Here is a 16,670-nt window from a genome sequence, read left to right as displayed (position 1 = left end):
CAAACCTCCTGTTTGCGCCATCGATTCAGATTCGCCGGCTTTTGGGTATCCCAGTATGCCGAGAGTCAGCATCAATGAGGTTTGGTATCACACCTTCATGACCGAACGCTCAGCGACAAGGGCACTAACCTGCTCGTGAATAGGACGGGCTAGATGCTGGACGAGCAGATCGCTCGGTTGGACAGCGAGGTCGCCAAGCACGCCGCCGTCCTAGGCCCTCCCGCTATCAGCGTCCTACCGCGAACTGCGACGTTATTTGATCAGCAATCCGCCGGGCACGAATCCGGCTTCTTTTCGGCAAGGCTGATTGGGCAGCGTGCCATATTCGGGCGCCGACGCTTGGGCAACAGCTCCGGGTAGGATTGGAAAAAGGATTTTCGAAGGGTATGCCTTTGAAGAATAAATGCGGTTGATCGAGGGAACGCCAACCGGCAGACTTCCGATCACCCGGTCGGGAACCAGGCCTGGCGCACCGATAGTGAGTTCGAGGCTATGTCCCTTCCGAACGACGTGTGCAATCGCTCCCAGCAATGACATTCGTATCTCGTAGATTTTGCCCGGTTCGAGCTTCTCGCTTTTGAGAAACTTTGGGACAATTTCCTCAACATTGGTGAGCGCCTCGTCAATTTCGCGAAATGACGCGCGCTGCAGGCCTGCTTGAAGGAAAAGCACGTTGCCATCCGGGTCGACATCTTTCAATGTCAACTCGAGGTCAGCATCGTTGCCCTGGTCGATGCTGAGAAATAGCGTTACTTCTGGCGTCCCAAGCAACGTCATGTCTAATGCAAATGGGGCCGTTCGATAATTCAGGACGCCCCTGCGCCAGAGCGAGCTCAAAGTCGATTGGAACGTTCCTGTGCTGGATGGTACTGTGAATTGCTTGTTGTCGCCGAATTGCTCGGTTCCTATCGGGTAAAGATACGCGCGAGAGCCTTCGTCGGGGCTGGGCCCGGGCTGTTCGAGTGAGAGCTTGGCGTCCGCGGTGAGATAGAAGGGCCGACGCTCCACTGAAGGTTCGGGCCAAGTCTCATGCGTCGTAGTCCAACCGACAACTGCTTTCTTGGGGTCTCCCTCGGGCTCCCTTACCTCCCAAAACACCTTTACCGGCGGTTCATTGTCTATCCCGTTCTTGATTCCCTTGACCCAACGATCCAGGAACCGGATATGCTCCGCGACGATCGGGGCATAACCCCTGTGTGCTGATCCGCTCGCGTGGGCTCCGTTCAACAGCACGAGCTTCTTGTTCCTCACGTCGGGCATATATCGCGTGAAAACTCGGGCACTTTCCTTAGTAGCGGCGCCCCACTCATCTTGGAACGCGGCGACGATCATCGTCGGCACAGTGATCTTACCTGCGACCTCGGCTCGGGAGGGAGATATTGTATCCCACCACTCGTCCTTGAGCGGATGCTGTCGTACCAAATCAACGAATGATGGATCCCAATCGACGAACCTATCGCTGCTGCGGTACTTGGCACATTCCGTATCGCCTTGGCTGATGCGCCATTCCGCGCCCTCCCCCTGCACGGCCTCGTTGCTAAATGCCCACTGAAGTATGCTGGGCTGTAGCATGCCGCCCAAATAGGCCATAGTATCGTAGCCATTCTGAAGGCCTGACGGCACGATGGCCCTTAGATGGGGCGGCTGCTCTGCCGCGACCCACATTTGAGTTGTTCCCCCATACGAATAGCCCACCATCCCTATATTGCCGTCGCTCCAAGGCTGTTTGGCGATCCACTCGACGACTTCCGCCCCGTGAACGCCTTCGATGCGGGACATGAATTGAGCCATGCCTGTTGAGCAACCTGTCCCGGCGGCGTTGGCGCCGACGAAAGCGTAGCCGGCATCGAGAAATGGCTTCACAACTTCGAAACGAGCCGCACTTGCTGTATAGCCAGTGTACTCAAAAACAGTCGGATAACGGCCGGATTTCGGGCGATAAGAGATGTACGCGATGCGCGTTCCGTCCTTCATCGTCACATAAGATATCTCACGCACGACGTCGACTTCAGAGAAATTCGCCGCCTGGCTGGCGCTGGAGCAAAACTGTTCTGTCATCGTATCCTCCCTCAAACTATTTGGTTGACTCATTTGGAAGCGTTAGCTCCGCGGCTTCCGCCTGCGCGGACCGCACGCTGCCGGTGACGACGCGCGCAGACCGGCTATCCGCTGGCAATCAAGGCACCCACTCAGATTCCACATTCAAGCAGGCGCACGTATTGACCCAGCCCCAAGGCTACAGTGGAGACTAGAAGGGCGCGCACGACGTCGTACGCGCTGGTAGCATGTTTACTCTTGTCGCAGAGAATTGGCACGAGGGCACCGGTGTGTCCACCATGTTCTTATGATGCAGCAATTTTTGTTCCGAAAGATGATAATCAATCCTGTTTGCCGTATGGTCGGATTTCGATCCCGACGGCGATGGAGCTCACAGTTCCTCGGGGGTTGTGACGCTTCGCTCTCCTGCCGCCCTGCACCGCAAGCTTCTGGCGGTCGTCCGGGATGATCTTGCGCCGGCTGATGTCGATGCCCGGTGTCGGCCCCGTCGTGTCGCTGGCCTACACCGCGACGATCGATCCCCGCCCGCTTCCGCAACTCCAAGGCGGTCGGTCCGAATTTGGGCCTGACGCCGGCGCTCCTGAATCGGGCGAAAGCCGCCGGGTGGGCGGGATCTCGTTATGCGGCGACGGCATGATGCGACCGTTGCTCTATGAGGCCGCGCGGATCCTGCTGACGCGGGTGACGAAATGGTCCGGGCTGAAGGCCTGGGCGATGGACGTCGCCAAGCGGCGCGGCCAGCAGAAAGCCATCGTTGCGCTCGCCCGCCGGCTGGCAGTGATCATGCATCGCATCTGGAGCGACGGCACACAGTTCCGCTGGACTAGGACGGAAATCACGCCGGTCGCCGGCTGAACAATTGATAAACATCGCCCCCGGATAGACGTCCGATAGACGGGGACGACACGAGTTCCACCCACCGGTGGAAAGCTGTCCTTCGCGGGACGAGGAGGAGGTGAGTTCGTCGACTGGCTTGGCTCGATTGGCCATCATCGGCAATCAAGGCGCTCGACAGATTGTTCCACCATTCTTCTGAATCCCCATAGAGGGCAGGGCCAGAGCGCCGATCCCGGAGAGAAGCAAGGCCCCGCGAAAGACGTCCAATGCCGGCAAAGCGAAAAAGAACTAGGAGGCGCTTGACTTCAAACCGCCGAATAGAGAAGCCAGTCGGTGAAGGCTCCGCACGCCGAAACAAAGGGTTACGACGCCGGCAAGAAGATTGTCGGCCGAAAGCGACACATTGCCGTCGATACGGATGGCGGCTGTTGATGGTCAATCTCACCACCACCGATATCTCCGACAGTGCCGGCGCTCAGGCGATCCTGGGTGGTAATCCCAAGCGCTGGCCCTGGGTGAGCGGCAATCTCATCCGCCGAAACGCTCATCCGTGAATTTCAAAATGGACTCTCAAGTCATTTGCGAGTGTCGCAACGACGTAAAGCGATTCTGAGATGATGCACGTCATACGAAACGGAACAGCGATGACTTGTTTAACTCTTACTTAACATTCCCCCCGAGGTCTGAAATCAGGCATGACAAAGCGCTGATGCCTTGCACACCGCATCCTAACCTAGGAGTCAAAAGCCATGGCAAAAAGAGCGCTCATCCTGCTCGGGGGCAGTAACCGATGTCGGTCTGCTATACATCCAAGCGGCCCAGAATCTTGGTCTTCATCCAGTTGTCCTCTCGGCTGATCGAGCTTCTTACGACCGTCTTGTGAAAGGAACCGGGGCAATCCATATCGATACAGATAATCTCGATGCGCTGATCCACGAATGTTCCCGGCTGCATGCAACCTATGACATTGCCGGCATTACGTCCTTTAGGGAGGAGGCCTATGCGACAGTTGGCAAGCTCTGCCGGCATTTCGGTCTACCGGCCCGAACCCCGCACCGATTGAACGATGCTGCGCCAAATTCGCTCAGCGTCAGCTCCTCGCCGACGCCGGCGTTCCAATACCTGCGTATCGCTTGACAGCGAGTGCGATGGACATGGAAAGTTCTGCTGCGGAGATTGGCCTGCGGTGGTCGTTCAGCCAGCCACGGGCATCAGCAGCATCGGTGTCCGATTATGCCGCAACGCCGATGAGTTAGTCGAGCATACAATCTATCTGTTGGGCGGGAAGCACGTGTGGCGGTCCTCACCGAGGATACTGGTCGAAGAATTCGCACAAGGCGTCCATTACCTCGCTGAGATAATGGGAAACGAGGTCATTGGAATTGTGACCGCCGAGTTTGGGCCCGCACCGCATTTCGTCTATCATAAGTTGACCTTTCCGGCCCCGCTGACCGAGGGGGAGCATGAACGTGTCGCAGACGTTTCACTAAACTGTTTGAAAGCTCTCGGCCTTGGCTGGGGACCAACGAACATTGAACTCCGGTGGACCAAGCGTGGCCCGGTCGTCATTGAAGTCAATCCGCGTCTTTCTGGCACGCCAGATCCTCAAATGGTCAAGTTGGCTTATGGCGTCGATCTCGTCGCCGAGGACATCAAGATTGTCATCGGCGAGGAATCGGATTTGTGCAGAAGGCAGTCGCATACTGCGGCCGCGCGGGTTCTGGTTGCTGATCGCGATGGCACGCTGGATTGGATCGGAGATGACAGTCAGGCGGCGGCTATAGAAGGTGTCGCCTAGGTCAAATTGTATGTTGGATCGAAGACGCCCATCGTCAGAAACGGCGACGAGCGAGATTCGATCGGATATGTCATCGCCGCCTCGCCCAGCCGTGCTCGAACCGATGCGATACTTCAGGATGCGGTTGACTTAATCACTTGGTCCATCACACCGTTTCCGACTGACGAGAAATAGGAAATCTGCGCCCCCTAGTCTCCCGACGCTGGTGCACGGTGACCTGCCACGGAATTTTCATCCGGCTGCAGTTAGAGCTTCGGCGGGTTTTACGCCGTATGGCGCGGGTTGAGCAACGGGTGATCGGCGGAGCTGGTCGGGGTTGCGCAGCCGATCGTCCGTTGCGGTGAGATTGGCGGCATAGGCCGCAGGCATGATGTGTCCGAGCGCCGAATGTGGGCGCGATCGGTTGTAGTCGTCTGCCCATTCGGCGATGGTTGTTCGGGCATGGTCGAGGCCGAAGAACAGGGTTTCGTTCAGCAACTCGTCCCGCATCCGCCCGTTGAAGCTTTCGCACAAGCCGTTCTGCATCGGCTTGCCCGGCGCGATGAAGTGCCATTCACCTGATGATCCTACTTCTTCAAAGCTGCCGGATATGAGGCCAATTAATCGCGACACGCTTTAGTTTAGTGCCCATCCATAAACGGCAAGCTGCTGAATTTGTTGTAGAAATTGCGTTTTTCCCGCGAACAAAGCCCGGCGCTTTCAGGTACACTTTAGATCAAGCAACTGATTCTAAAGGGAAACCCGCAACCGCCGGAGCCGACAATGCGCCAAGAACGCACCCTCCAGGCGAGTATATTCGATCTGTTTGCCGAACACGAGATCGGTCGCGAATTGAAAGCCAAGTCGGGTTGGCTGGACGAGCATCGTGATCTGCTCGGACTGGTGGCTGGCGACCTGCGCCGGCACGGGGTCAAGGAAACCGGCCGGCGCGGCCTGCCGGCGGAGGCGGTGCTGGGCTGCGCGCTGCTCAAACAATACCGCCAGTTGAGCTATGAAGAGCTGGCGTTCCATCTGGAAGACTCCGCCTCGTTTCGGGCGTTTGCCCGGCTGCCTTGGGGCCGGAGCCCGAAGAAGTCGGTGCTGCACAAGACGATCAGCGCCATCCGGGCGCAAACCTGGGAGGAGATTAATCGAGCACTGCTGGCGAGCGCCCGGCAGGACAAGCTGGAAAGCGGCAAGGTTGTGCGTGTGGACAGCACCGTCACCGCCGCACTGATCCACGAGCCGAGCGACAGCAGTCTGTTATGGGACGCCGTCAGGGTGATGGTTCGGCTTCTGCAGGAGGCCGATCTCTTGGGCAGCGCCACCCTATGGCACGATCACTGCCACGCGGCGAAAAAGCGGGCCCGGGCGATAAAGTATAACCGCGGCCGCCCCAAACGGGTTCAGCTTTACCGCGAACTGCTCAAGATCACGTGCACGACCTTGGGCTATCTACGACAGGCGGCTGAGCGGCTGACCCCGGCAGCGGAGCTTGCCGTCGAACTTTGGCAGGCCCAGGTCCGCTATTACCAGCCGCTGATCGAGCAGATCATCGCCCAGACCGAACGACGGGTTCTGAATGGGGAGGTGGTGCCGGCCGGCGAGAAGCTGGTCAGCCTGTTCGAGCCGCATGCCGACATCATCGTCAAGGGCAGCCGCGACGTCGAATACGGCCACAAACTCAACCTGACCACTGGCAGGAGCGGCCTCATCCTCGATCTCGTCATCGAAGCCGGCAACCCGGCTGATAGCGAGCGGCTGTTGCCAATGCTGGAGCGCCACATCGCTTTCTATGGTGAAGCGCCACGGCAAGCGACGGCCGACGGCGGCTATGCCAGCCGCGAAAATCTGCGCCGAGCCAAGACCAGGGGCGTGCGCGACATGGCCTTCCACAAGAAAGTCGGCCTCAGGATCGAAGACATGGTCAAAAGCCGCTGGGTCTATCGCAAGCTCCGCAACTTCCGTGCCGGCATCGAGGCCGGCATCTCCTGCCTGAAGCGGGCCTACGGCCTGGGGCGCTGCACCTGGCGCGGGCTCGACCACTTCAAGACCTATGTCTGGTCCTCGGCGGTCGCTTACAATCTCGCCCTCTTCGCCCGCCTCAGGCCGACCTGACGCCATTCATCAGACCCGCGCTCGGTGGCACGCTGGCGCGCCCCGGCCGATACGCTATGCTCGCATGACCGCTGCAAACATTCTCGCTCGCCGACTGCATCCTCGTGCCATCACGCGGCGCAAAGCAGCATGGGTTCGGCGTCCAAACGACCCTTGAACGCTCGGAAAAACAGCTGTTTATGGATGGGCACTAGTTTAGGCATCAAGAACGAGAAAGCTTGTCTTGGCCCGTGAGACGCAGGGACAGATCTGGTCATTGGCCGCCTTTTCTCGGGCTGAGAGAAACACGTCGCGATGATCGGGTTCGCCCTGTAGAACACCCGTCGCGCAGGAACCGCAAACACCCTGACGGCATGAAGAAGGTATTTTGACGCCCTGCTTCTCGAGCACTTCGAGAATAGTCAGGTCGGCGGGTATAAAGAAGCTTCCCCCCGAGCGGGCCAAGCGAACCTCAAAGCTCGATTGTGGGCCAGCCGATGCCACCGGATCGGCGGAGAAACGTTCTATATGGACATCCGAGGCCTGCCAACTCGCCTTTGCTGTCGTCTGGGCCAAGTCCATAAACCCCTCCGGCCCGCATAGATAGAGATGGCCATCGGCAGGCGGGGCCGCGAGCAGTTGGACGAAGCGATCCTTTATAGCGGCCCGCTTCAGCCCAAAACGGAAATGTACCTGACGGGAATAGGTTGCTTTGGACAGTTCATGGCGAAACGGCGCCTGTTCGGCCGACCGAGCAAAGTAATGGAGCTCAAAACTTCTTCCTGTCTGTGCGAGGCGGTCGGCCATTGATAAGATCGGTGTGATTCCGATCCCTCCCGCTATGAGAAGGGTATGCGCCGCCGCTTCGATCAGGGGGAAGTTGTTGCGCGGCTGGCCTATTTCCAGCCGGTCGCCTGCCGACAACGTTTCATGCATGAACCGAGAGCCACCGCGAGAGGACCCTTCGAGCTTCACCGCAATTCGGTAATTGGAAGCGTCGTGGGGATCGCTGAATATGGAGTACGTCCGCGACAGACCAGGTTTCATGTGAACTTCGACATGAGAACCTGGAGCGCAGGGTGGCAACGTCGACCCACTCGTCGGACTGAGCACGAACGAGCGTACATTAAGTGCTTCTTCGCGTACGGCAGCGACGCGAACGTTAAGTGTGGGGGGTTGGGGGGCGGTTTTTCGAGCGCCGCCGAACGCGCGTGACCAAATACTCATCTCAAAATGCTCACTTACCACTGAGCCGTTTGCGCATTTGCTCGGTGGCCTCGGCAGTACCGTCATGGAACGAGCCAAACCACTTGTCCCACGGAACGTCCGCTGAGCCGTAATTACATTCGAAAAAACGATGATGGAGTTGATGGTAAAAACTTCCTAGCGCCAGCTGCTTTTTGTCGTGAGCGAGAAGCTCTTCGAAGCCCGAATGTGAGGCGAGCGGATTCAATACCTGTAAATGCATGTGGAACAGCATCAGAATTGGGTTGGACGGCACCACCACGTGAATGAGACACGAGGACAGGTACAGGACATGCTCTATGGGATGCATGGAGAACCCCGACCACGGTCCGGTCGCGATATTGCGGTGATGGAGCGAATGAACACGCTTATAGAGCGGTCCCCAATGCAGAAAGCGATGGGCCCAATAGAAGTGGAATGAAAGCCAGAACGGGGTCAGCAGGAAAAGAGCTACACCCAGAATCGGGTTTTGGGAAAAATTCAGCTGCGGTATGTAGCCATTGCTGAGCGCCCAGAAATACAGAACCTCGTAGGCGGTCCAGGTCGTGACACCGCTCGCAAGCGACCAGAACATATTGTCCCAGACCTGGTTGCTCAACGTGAACATCTTCTTGTTCTTGGCAAATTCCTGCGCGATGAATTTGCGCTTCTTGCCCTGCAGCTTGTAGGTGTGAAGATAAAGGTGCAGTCCGCCGGCGATGATCGTGATCAGCGCAAAGTTGCGCAGATAGATCTGGGCGATCCATCCGAACTCGAAAGTGGCGCATCGCTCGAGAGCGGGTTGAAGGTAGTTGGCGGTGAGAACGGCGGTGCCTAGGGTGACCATTGTCATCGACAGTTCGAGCCAGGATTTAGCAAACCACCTGAATATCGCGCTGGGCCGCAAGGGCCATTCGAACAACGGTGAATTCGGAATCGGCAAATTGGGATGCCAATTCCATTCCGCGCTCATCGGCGCGTCGTCGATGGGTACTTTGGAAGGATTGCGATCCATGACCGTTGCCTTTCCGGGATAACTGTCTTCTCGGTTTGACATGTCTTTCCACTCAAATTGCTCTCCCAAAAGACGCCGCCCGCGCTGATGGCGTTCGGTATCTGAAGCAAAGGAACGGTCGCACACAGGCGCAAACCTGTCCAATGTATCCTTATATTATTAGAACTTTTATTCCGATATATGAGAAAATTCTTGGAATTGCCAGAGCGCGTTCTTCTCGACCTAATCTGTCCCTGTCGTTCCGCCAACTTCAGCGCCATCAGCTTCTCGGCGGCAGATCTGCATCCGCGCTCCTCTCATCGAGTGAACGCTGGTTCATCATATTGTCGGTGATCGGTGGCGACCTTGAGGTTGGCCTTCAGCTACCGATCTACCGGAAAAACACCGATCCTATTAAACCCACCTACACCCCCAGACGACGGCGCAGCCGGCTTCGCGGCGCGTATCCGCGAGCTCACCGACGGCATGCCCGATCTGGTCGAGATCATCGAACCGCTGCTCGAGACGCGCGCCAAGCTGCGCCAGAATTTTGCCGCCCTGCACCGCAAGATTTTGACGATCGTCCGGGATGACGAGAATTGCCGCCGACTGATGTCGATTCCCGGTGTCGGCCCGGTCGTGGCGCTGGCCTACACCGCGACCATCGACGTGCCGGCCCGCTTCCGCAATTCGAAAGCGATCGGGCCGATTTTAGGCTTGACGCCGGTGCTCAACGAGTCGGGCGAAAGCCGCCGCATCGGTCGGATCTCGCTGTGCGGGGACCGCATGATGCGAACGCTGCTCTACGAGGCCGCGCAGACCCTGCTGACGCGGGTGACGAAATGGTCCTGGCTGAAGGCTTGGGCGATGAAAGTCGCCAAGCGGCGCGGCAAGCAGAAGGCCGTTGTCGCGCTCGCCCGTCGGTTGGCGGTGATCATGCACCGGATCTGGCGCGACGGCACGCAGTTCCGCTGGACCAGGACGGAAATCATGCCGGTCGCCGGCTCTCCTCGTCCCGACCAGCGTCCAGCATGCCGCCGTGCTCGTGCCCGTCAAGGGCAAGTCGCTGCGCGATGGCCCCTGCGGCCCCACCCTTGACGATCATTGCGCGCGGCGGCCAGTGTCGAAGCAGGTCGGGACGAGGAGAGGTCGCCCTATCGGCCGAACAAGGAGATACATAGGGAATGAACCAGAGGATCAAATGTGAAAATCATCGCCCCCGATAGAAGGGCGACACAGTTCCACCTACCGCTGGAAAGCCGTCCTTCGCGGGACGAGGATGAGGTGAGTTCGTAGTTCCGGAAGTACCGATCGCACTGGGCATCAGGACGCGGTAACAGATTGTTCCACCTCGTTCTTCTGAATCCCATGGAGGGAGGGCCAGAGCGCCGATCCCGTAGAGAAGCGAGACCCCGCGAAAGACATCAAATGCCGGCGAGTCGGAGAGCTCGAAAAGCGCTTGACCTCAACACGCCGAATAGAGAAGCCGGAACTGGTTGGCCGTCGCTCTTGTGCAGGACGTTCGGTCGGCGGCGAGATGCGTCTTCCAGGACTTGATGTGGTTCTCGGCCGCTCCGCGCCGGCAGTAGACATCCTGGTGGAGCGCCTTGGCCTTTCCACCGGCGAGGTTGGTGACGATGAAGCGGGTGTCAGCACCTTGGGCGCCGACCTCGACCCGCGCTATGATGCGCTCGACGCGGCTCCAGCTGGCGGCCCCATCCAGGAACTCCTTGAACCTGCGGACCTTGTTCGTCTTCGGTGACGCTTCAAAGCGCGCCGTCGTGCGGGCTTCCAGGTCCGCGACATGCTTGCGCAGGGTCGTGGTGGGCGGTACGCCGAGGATGAAGTCGACATCGTTGGCGCGGCACCAGTCGATGATCTGCGGGCTGCAATAGTGACCGTCGGCCCGGATCAGGATCCGGATGTTCGGCCAGTTGCTCCGGATCGCCCGCACCAGGCGGCGCAGGTGAGCGCGGATCTCAGCCCCACTTGGCCGGTCGCAGGATCGCGCTGACGAACCGTCCCGCGCCATCGAACACCACGATCGGCTGGAAGCCGTATTCGTCGTAGTGGGCATTGAACAGCCGCAATTGCTGGCCGCCGTGCACGGCGTCAAAGGTGTCGTCAATGTCGAGCACGATCCGCTTCGGCACCTGCCGGAAGGAGGCGCAGTAGAGGTCGACCACCGCCCGCCCATAACGACCAGCTCGCGCACGCCGGGCAGGTTCTCCAGCCGGCACATCGTCGATTGCGCGGCCAGATCCCGACCCGAAGGCAGCGCATCCTGGGCCATCTTGAAGACCGGATCGCAGCGCAGCCGATTGGCGTCATTGCCACCCTCGTAGCCGGCGGCAATCATCTTCATGCGAAAGCCGATCATGTCGGCCAGGCTGTGGACGACCTGGTCCGGGCAGCGCGGATCATCGATGCAACGCGCCAGACGGTCAGCTACCCAGCCGCTTTTCCACCTCGGCCAGAGCGAGAACCCCACTGTTGGTCGACAGCATGCCGCCGTCGAAACGCGCGACGATGGACTTGCCGCGAACGGATGACAAACCGGTCAGCGGCAGCGTAGGATCATTTCGCGGGTGTGGTCTCGGAAATGATTCGGATCGGCCTTAGCAACCAAATCCTACGTCATTTCAATGGTTTGCTCCACATCCGCCAACCCCCGTGAATTTTCTGGGCTAGCATCGTTCACATACTCCACACGGGCTTCGTCTTGTCGTCGGGAACCCGAACATATCGCAATAATGACAGCAAACTACCAGGAAATCATTGACCCGTGAAATGATGCTCCGCAGGGGCTGCGATTTTGGTTGGCGCCTGACATTCACAAAAGCAGATGTTCGTTGTTATGATCAAATTTCGGAATTCCCACTCTCATATTTCGAACCATCACTCTAATCCCCGGATTTTCAATGAAGCAAAACCCCAATCCAGATGGTCCATTGGACCGAGCATTTGCAATCCTTGATTTTGTAGCTACTCAACTCAAGGCAGTTACTGTGGCGGAGATTGCCAAGAATCTTGATCTGCCATTGCCGACAGCCCACAGATTGATTAGCAACCTTGAGTCCCGCGGACTGCTCCAGCGCGCGGCGGGCGCGAAACGATTCGTTGTCGGCAATAACCTGGTCGTGCTTTCGGGTAAAACCATTGGTTCAGCCTTTCGGACAGCACGACGCCATGCAGTTCTTCAGAATGTCGCCGAGGAAATTGGCGAGCAATGTGAAATAGGAGTCGTGCGAAACAATGTCGTTGTTTATGTCGACAGCGTACGAGTTAAAGCCCCGCAGGGACTGCAGTTTGATCCAGGGCATAGTGCTCCACTTTACTGTACTTCCACTGGCAAGATTTACATGAGCATGCTTCCGGCGAAGCCACGTGCGAAACTAGTTAGATCCTTGAATATGGAGCAGCATACGGATAGGACGATAACTGATCCGGATGCCCTTCTCTCAGTTCTAGAGCAAACACGCAGAGAAGGATGGGCGCGGACCAACGAAGAATCCGTTAAAGGCGTAGTTGGATGCGCCGTTCCTATTCTCGCACCTGGCGGGACGCTGATCGCTTGTCTCGGTGTATCCGTCCCAGTTGCTCGCGTCAGCTTTGACGACCTCGAGCGCTTCCGTGAGCCTTTGGTCCGAGCAGCAAAGTTGCTATCCGAGACCATCCTGCAGACCAGCAGCGACTTTACAGAGGGAGACGTCACTGACGCATAGCGTAAGGGCCGCAGACTGACAGCCTGGACTGCAAGCACGTCGTGAGTTCCTTCACCCGGGTGCAAACTTATATTGGTACACTTCCCGTCACAGCCGTCCAGAAGCCGCATGCCTCAATGAAAGTCAGCACGCCCATCACGCCGGCGTTTGCTTCACCCATGCGCGACGAGGCTTCTTCGAGTTGCCGACATCGCGAAAAATGCCGGGCGGCAAGAATGGCAAGCCGGTCTCCCCGATCGCGCTGGAGCGGGTCAGGCGCCTGGATGTGTTGTTCGAGATCGAGCGCGCGATCAATGGCCGGAGTGCTGACGAGCGACACCGGCGGAACGATCGCCCTTCTTCACAAATCCCGTCTCGTCGACGATCAGGACGCCATCCTCATCGCCCAACGCCTCCACCACATAATCGCGAACCTCGTCTCGGAGCCGATCAGCGTCCCAGTGGCTGCGCCCCAACAGCGACTGCATCCGATAGGGCCGCTCCGCTCCGGACTGCTCAGCCATCAGCCAGCCTGTCTTGCGCTCAATGCCGGAAAGAAGGCCGTCAAGGAAATCTGCGCCCGTCTACCGCAACTCACGACGAGGAAGCACCCGCCCAACCCGCGCCTTCAGCACTGTGAGCTCCTGCTCCCAAGCCAACAACGACCCTGACCACGAAGCGACAGACATGGTTCCCTCCATAACCTGTCGAAATGAATCAGAAAATCAAATGATCCGCAGCTGTAGTATTAGCCGCCCGATCAAACATCCAGGCTGGAAGAGAGGCTGCAACGGAAAACCTCTCCACCAGCCTTCTCGCACCTCATGAATATGGGCCAGGCTCCCGGCCCAGGATGCCACGGGTAAAAAAAGCTCGTGCTCCGCGATCCCGTGGGCGTTCTGTCGCCGTCTTGTACAACGATGAACGTCCGCATGAGGCGATCGGGCACAAGGTGCCGATCTCGTTGCTCAATCCCGATGGCGCCGTCAGCCCGCCATCGTGAGAAAGCCGGGAAACTCTACCTTCCGGCGGTCCAGAGAATGGTATCGGAGCACTCTCTTCCGAGGTCCTGGAACCGATCAACTACATGCTCAGGCGCTCGGCCGACTTCGCCCGCTTCGTCGACGACGGTAGGATTTGCCTCAACAACGCCGCCGAAAGAGCGTTGCGTGGCATTGCGCTGGGAAGGCGCAACTGGACCTTTGCCGGGTCCGAGTGGGGCGCCGACCGCGCCGCCGTCATGCTCACCTCATTACCACCGCACGCCTCAACGGCGTCGACCCGAAAGCTTGACGTCCTCGCCCGCATCGGCGTTCTTCCCGCTCGCGTCTGCATGACCTGCTGCCCTGGGATTGCCATCGTCTGCGCGACGCCGACAAGTCCGCCGATCTGCAAGCCGCCTCACCTTCACGCAACGCCATCATAGAGCCCGCCGCGCCCTCGCGCGCGCAACAATCATACGGCCTCCGTCGATGCGTACGCATCTTCCTCCGACGACATATTTTCTTCCTTTCATATGCGGGAGCGTCGTGCGCCAATGCTCGCGGTTGCCGCGTGCGATCGGCGAGATCTGCTGATGGTGTCTTATTCTTTGAACTGCTTTGGAATCACCGATGATTGATCGAGTTACACAGCGGGCTCGCCAATTTCCCAATGTCGAGCGGTATCCGGGACGTCAGTTGGACCTACCACTACCCTGTTGCTCACCCGGTGCGTGCAACCCTTATAAAGTTAGTGGGTGTCAAAAAACTCCTGGATCTTCGCTGGATCGGTTGTCTTGGTCAACGCCAACATCAGCAGGATGCGGGCTTTCTGCGGATTGAGCGAGTCAGCTGTGACGAAGCCGAGCGTGTCATCGTCAACTTCGTCGTTACGCTCGACAACGACGAAATTGACGCGCGATGCACGGACAAATACCAGTCCCTGCTTCACTGCTTCACCAGCGGCCACCCGGAGCGGCTTCGGGAGGTTACCGTTGCCGGTCCCGGCCCAAACCACGCCGTCGTAACCAGACGCAGTCGTTGCTTCGAATATATCCGGGGTCACACCTGCGTAGCTGTAAAGGATCGCAACGCGGGGCAAGCTGCTATTACTGAAGTGCAGTTTACTCGCTGATGTGTGCATGCGCGTCGGCATACGATAGAAAAGCGGCTTCCCAGCTCTAACATAGCCAAGAGGGCCAAGACCTGGCGCCTTAAACGCGTCCAAATTGGATGTCGTCTTTGTCACATCGCGCGCCGAATGAATTTCGGAATTCAGCGTCACGAGCACGCCTTTGCCCTTCGCGTTAGGATTACAAGCGATGGCTACAGCATTGGAAAGATTCGCTGAGCCGTCAGCACCCAAGGAATACGGTCGGCGCATGGCTCCAACCACAACGACCGGCTTTTCACTCTCGACGACAAGATTAAGGAAGTATGCTGTTTCTTCCAAAGTGTCCGTGCCATGCGTAACCACCACGCCTTGGATGTCGTCTTCCGCTAGGGCGTTATTGATTCGCGATGCCAGTTTTAGCCAGACCTCGACTGAGATATTGGAGCTTGAGATCTGAACGATCTGCTCCACCAATATGGAGGCCATATTCCGGAGCTCGGGGATTGCATCGACTAAATCGTCACCAAGCAAAGTCGGATCTGTTGGTGATGTTTGCGCGATCGAGCCTCCCGTTGCGAGAACAAGGATTTTTGCGGGGCTAGATTTCATTCTCTTCTGCCTCTAGGAGTTCACGCTGGGAGGGATGTTTGGCATCTCATAGTCCACCGGCAGAAAGACGAAGTATGGCCGATATACGCCTGCCGAATTCGTTAATGGGGCAACGGGGCGGTGTGCTTGGCCCGCCCCCCGGAAACTTAAGTTCTATCGAATACCGCTCACTCGCCTACGTGAAATCGCGTGGGATCACCTTGTCAAATCTCCTCTCGAAGACCTGACTATCGTCTCCAAATCCCGTGACGGAGGCTGAGAGAATCCAATCATAAACTGTGCATGCGCGGGTTGCGACGGTTACAGTCCGAATACTCCAGGCCACGCTGGAGTTTGACATTGATAGTTGAGGTTCCTTTCACGGAAAGTGGGTCCTTTTTCGGTAATCGACCACACTTCGTCGCGTACGTGCCTTCTTGCAAGGCCATCGTCTGCCGGGAACAGATTGAGACCCCAATCCTCATGGATGGTGGTAAGACGTTACCCCTGTCATCACATCACGTTTAAAAAACCGCCGAATCTCACCTGGTTCTATCTCTAGTGTCTCCGGCAACGGGTTCGGATCAGCTGGTTCGGGGACGGAAATTAGCTTATAATCACCCAGTTTGGGATAGCTAACTCAAGGGTCGACAGATCGATCGCGGCACCTTTGTCCGTAGGAGGCGGGATTACCATTGGCCAATATGCCGTCGAAAGCGAGAGGCGTATGCGATGTCCCGGGAGAAAACGATAACCCATCGCATCGATCGTCAATCAAATCCTGGTCTTCTGGCCTTTCACCATGGCCTTGGGCTCTGTATTCGACTCGCGGTGAGCTAGGTTGAGCAATCCAATACTTACGCGAGTAGCAGTCCCATCTGGATGTATATCAATGATCCTGCCGCAGAGGTTGCCGATCTCAGCTTCGGTCGAGACCTCTAGCAGGCTGATGAAAAAGGCCCTCGCCACCGGACCGCAGCGATGATTCACTGGCTCCGAAGGGATTCGGAGGTGACGAGTGCGCGGCGGCGACGATCGAACTGGCGAACTTTTCAGCTACGTGGACCTTGAAGTCCGGGTTCGGCGCAATCACCCATTGCGGGCGATCCGGACGATCGTGACTGAAGCCCTGTCGACGCTGGAGCGTGAGTTCGCAGCGCTATATTCGCGGATCCGACGGCCATCAATCCCGCCGGAGAAGCTGCTGCGGGCGATGCTTTTGCAGGCGTTCTATTCGATCCGCTCGGAGCGGCTTTTGATGGAACGGTTGGAATACGACCTCCTGTTCCGCTGGTTC

Annotated in this window: 9 protein-coding genes and 9 pseudogenes; 10 read left to right on the top strand and 8 right to left on the bottom strand. The window is 57.9% G+C overall.

From position 1 onward, the window contains the following. Window positions 1–252 precede the first annotated feature (252 nt). On the bottom strand, window positions 253–2,058 hold the full coding sequence (locus NKH99_RS31890) for a CocE/NonD family hydrolase (RefSeq protein WP_353017820.1): 1,806 nt from the start codon (window positions 2,056–2,058) through the stop codon (window positions 253–255). Between the two features lie 462 nt (window positions 2,059–2,520). On the opposite strand from NKH99_RS31890, the gene NKH99_RS31885 reads away from it, so the two are divergent. The 3 genes and pseudogenes from NKH99_RS31885 to NKH99_RS31875 all read left to right on the top strand — a co-directional run bounded on the left by NKH99_RS31885 (window position 2,521) and on the right by NKH99_RS31875 (window position 4,867). Next, a complete protein-coding gene (locus NKH99_RS31885) occupies window positions 2,521–2,913 on the top strand; it encodes a transposase (RefSeq protein ID WP_353017818.1) in 393 nt (130 codons plus the stop codon). Between the two features lie 306 nt (window positions 2,914–3,219). Continuing rightward, window positions 3,220–3,413, top strand: a pseudogene (locus tag NKH99_RS31880) (transposase); the annotation flags it as partial. A 231-nt stretch (window positions 3,414–3,644) separates the two neighbouring features. After that, a pseudogene (locus tag NKH99_RS31875) lies at window positions 3,645–4,867 on the top strand (ATP-grasp domain-containing protein). A gap of 57 nt (window positions 4,868–4,924) precedes the next feature. On the opposite strand, the pseudogene NKH99_RS31870 reads toward NKH99_RS31875, so the two are convergent. Further along, window positions 4,925–5,248: pseudogene (locus NKH99_RS31870) on the bottom strand (integrase core domain-containing protein); the annotation flags it as partial. 207 nt (window positions 5,249–5,455) lie between these two features. Between NKH99_RS31870 and NKH99_RS31865 the strand changes: the two are divergent. Beyond that, on the top strand, window positions 5,456–6,790 hold the full coding sequence (locus NKH99_RS31865) for an ISNCY family transposase (RefSeq protein ID WP_353017816.1): 1,335 nt from the start codon (window positions 5,456–5,458) through the stop codon (window positions 6,788–6,790). A 195-nt stretch (window positions 6,791–6,985) separates the two neighbouring features. Here the strand turns inward: NKH99_RS31865 and NKH99_RS31860 are convergent, their stop codons facing one another. Together NKH99_RS31860 and NKH99_RS31855 are read right to left on the bottom strand one after the other, a co-directional pair. Further along, complete coding sequence (locus NKH99_RS31860; protein WP_353017815.1) at window positions 6,986–7,705, bottom strand: PDR/VanB family oxidoreductase; 720 nt, start codon at window positions 7,703–7,705, stop codon at window positions 6,986–6,988. A gap of 301 nt (window positions 7,706–8,006) precedes the next feature. Then, complete coding sequence (locus tag NKH99_RS31855; protein ID WP_353017813.1) at window positions 8,007–9,152, bottom strand: sterol desaturase family protein; 1,146 nt, start codon at window positions 9,150–9,152, stop codon at window positions 8,007–8,009. Window positions 9,153–9,587: 435 nt separating this feature from the next. Here NKH99_RS31855 and NKH99_RS31850 point away from each other — a divergent pair. Next, window positions 9,588–9,962 (top strand): annotated as a pseudogene (locus NKH99_RS31850) (transposase); the annotation flags it as partial. 490 nt (window positions 9,963–10,452) lie between these two features. On the opposite strand, the pseudogene NKH99_RS31845 reads toward NKH99_RS31850, so the two are convergent. Then, a pseudogene (locus tag NKH99_RS31845) lies at window positions 10,453–11,376 on the bottom strand (IS1380 family transposase). Here NKH99_RS31845 and NKH99_RS32905 point away from each other — a divergent pair. From NKH99_RS32905 to NKH99_RS31835, 3 genes and pseudogenes are all read left to right on the top strand, one after another. Further along, window positions 11,351–11,539, top strand: coding sequence for a hypothetical protein (locus NKH99_RS32905; protein WP_502900138.1), 189 nt, complete (start codon window positions 11,351–11,353; stop codon window positions 11,537–11,539). The pseudogene NKH99_RS31845 and the gene NKH99_RS32905 overlap by 26 nt on opposite strands. Before the next feature lie 369 nt (window positions 11,540–11,908). Beyond that, the gene (locus NKH99_RS31840; RefSeq protein WP_353017811.1) at window positions 11,909–12,712 is read left to right on the top strand and encodes an IclR family transcriptional regulator; all 804 of its coding nucleotides are present in this window, start codon (window positions 11,909–11,911) and stop codon (window positions 12,710–12,712) included. Between the two features lie 148 nt (window positions 12,713–12,860). Then, window positions 12,861–13,028: pseudogene (locus tag NKH99_RS31835) on the top strand (IS66 family transposase); the annotation flags it as partial. Here the strand turns inward: NKH99_RS31835 and NKH99_RS31830 are convergent. After that, window positions 13,009–13,380, bottom strand: a pseudogene (locus NKH99_RS31830) (transposase); the annotation flags it as partial. The pseudogenes NKH99_RS31835 and NKH99_RS31830 sit on opposite strands and share 20 nt — an antisense overlap. 368 nt (window positions 13,381–13,748) lie before the next feature. Here NKH99_RS31830 and NKH99_RS31825 point away from each other — a divergent pair. Beyond that, window positions 13,749–14,044, top strand: a pseudogene (locus NKH99_RS31825) (IS66 family transposase); the annotation flags it as partial. 378 nt (window positions 14,045–14,422) lie between these two features. Here the strand turns inward: NKH99_RS31825 and NKH99_RS31820 are convergent. Together NKH99_RS31820 and NKH99_RS31815 are read right to left on the bottom strand one after the other, a co-directional pair. After that, window positions 14,423–15,394: an asparaginase gene (locus NKH99_RS31820; protein WP_353017809.1), complete on the bottom strand. Its 972-nt coding sequence runs from the start codon at window positions 15,392–15,394 to the stop codon at window positions 14,423–14,425. Between the two features lie 585 nt (window positions 15,395–15,979). Beyond that, window positions 15,980–16,342, bottom strand: a pseudogene (locus NKH99_RS31815) (CocE/NonD family hydrolase C-terminal non-catalytic domain-containing protein). A 49-nt stretch (window positions 16,343–16,391) separates the two neighbouring features. Here NKH99_RS31815 and NKH99_RS31810 point away from each other — a divergent pair. After that, window positions 16,392–16,670 (top strand): transposase (locus NKH99_RS31810; RefSeq protein ID WP_353017807.1); only part of this gene is annotated, 279 nt, incomplete at its 3' end.

Origin of the sequence: Mesorhizobium sp. M0854 (genome assembly GCF_040319815.1) — a bacterium.
Classification (GTDB): domain Bacteria; phylum Pseudomonadota; class Alphaproteobacteria; order Rhizobiales; family Rhizobiaceae; genus Mesorhizobium.
Note: the sequence above shows the minus strand (reverse complement) of the source record. Positions and strands in the feature narration are given on the sequence as shown.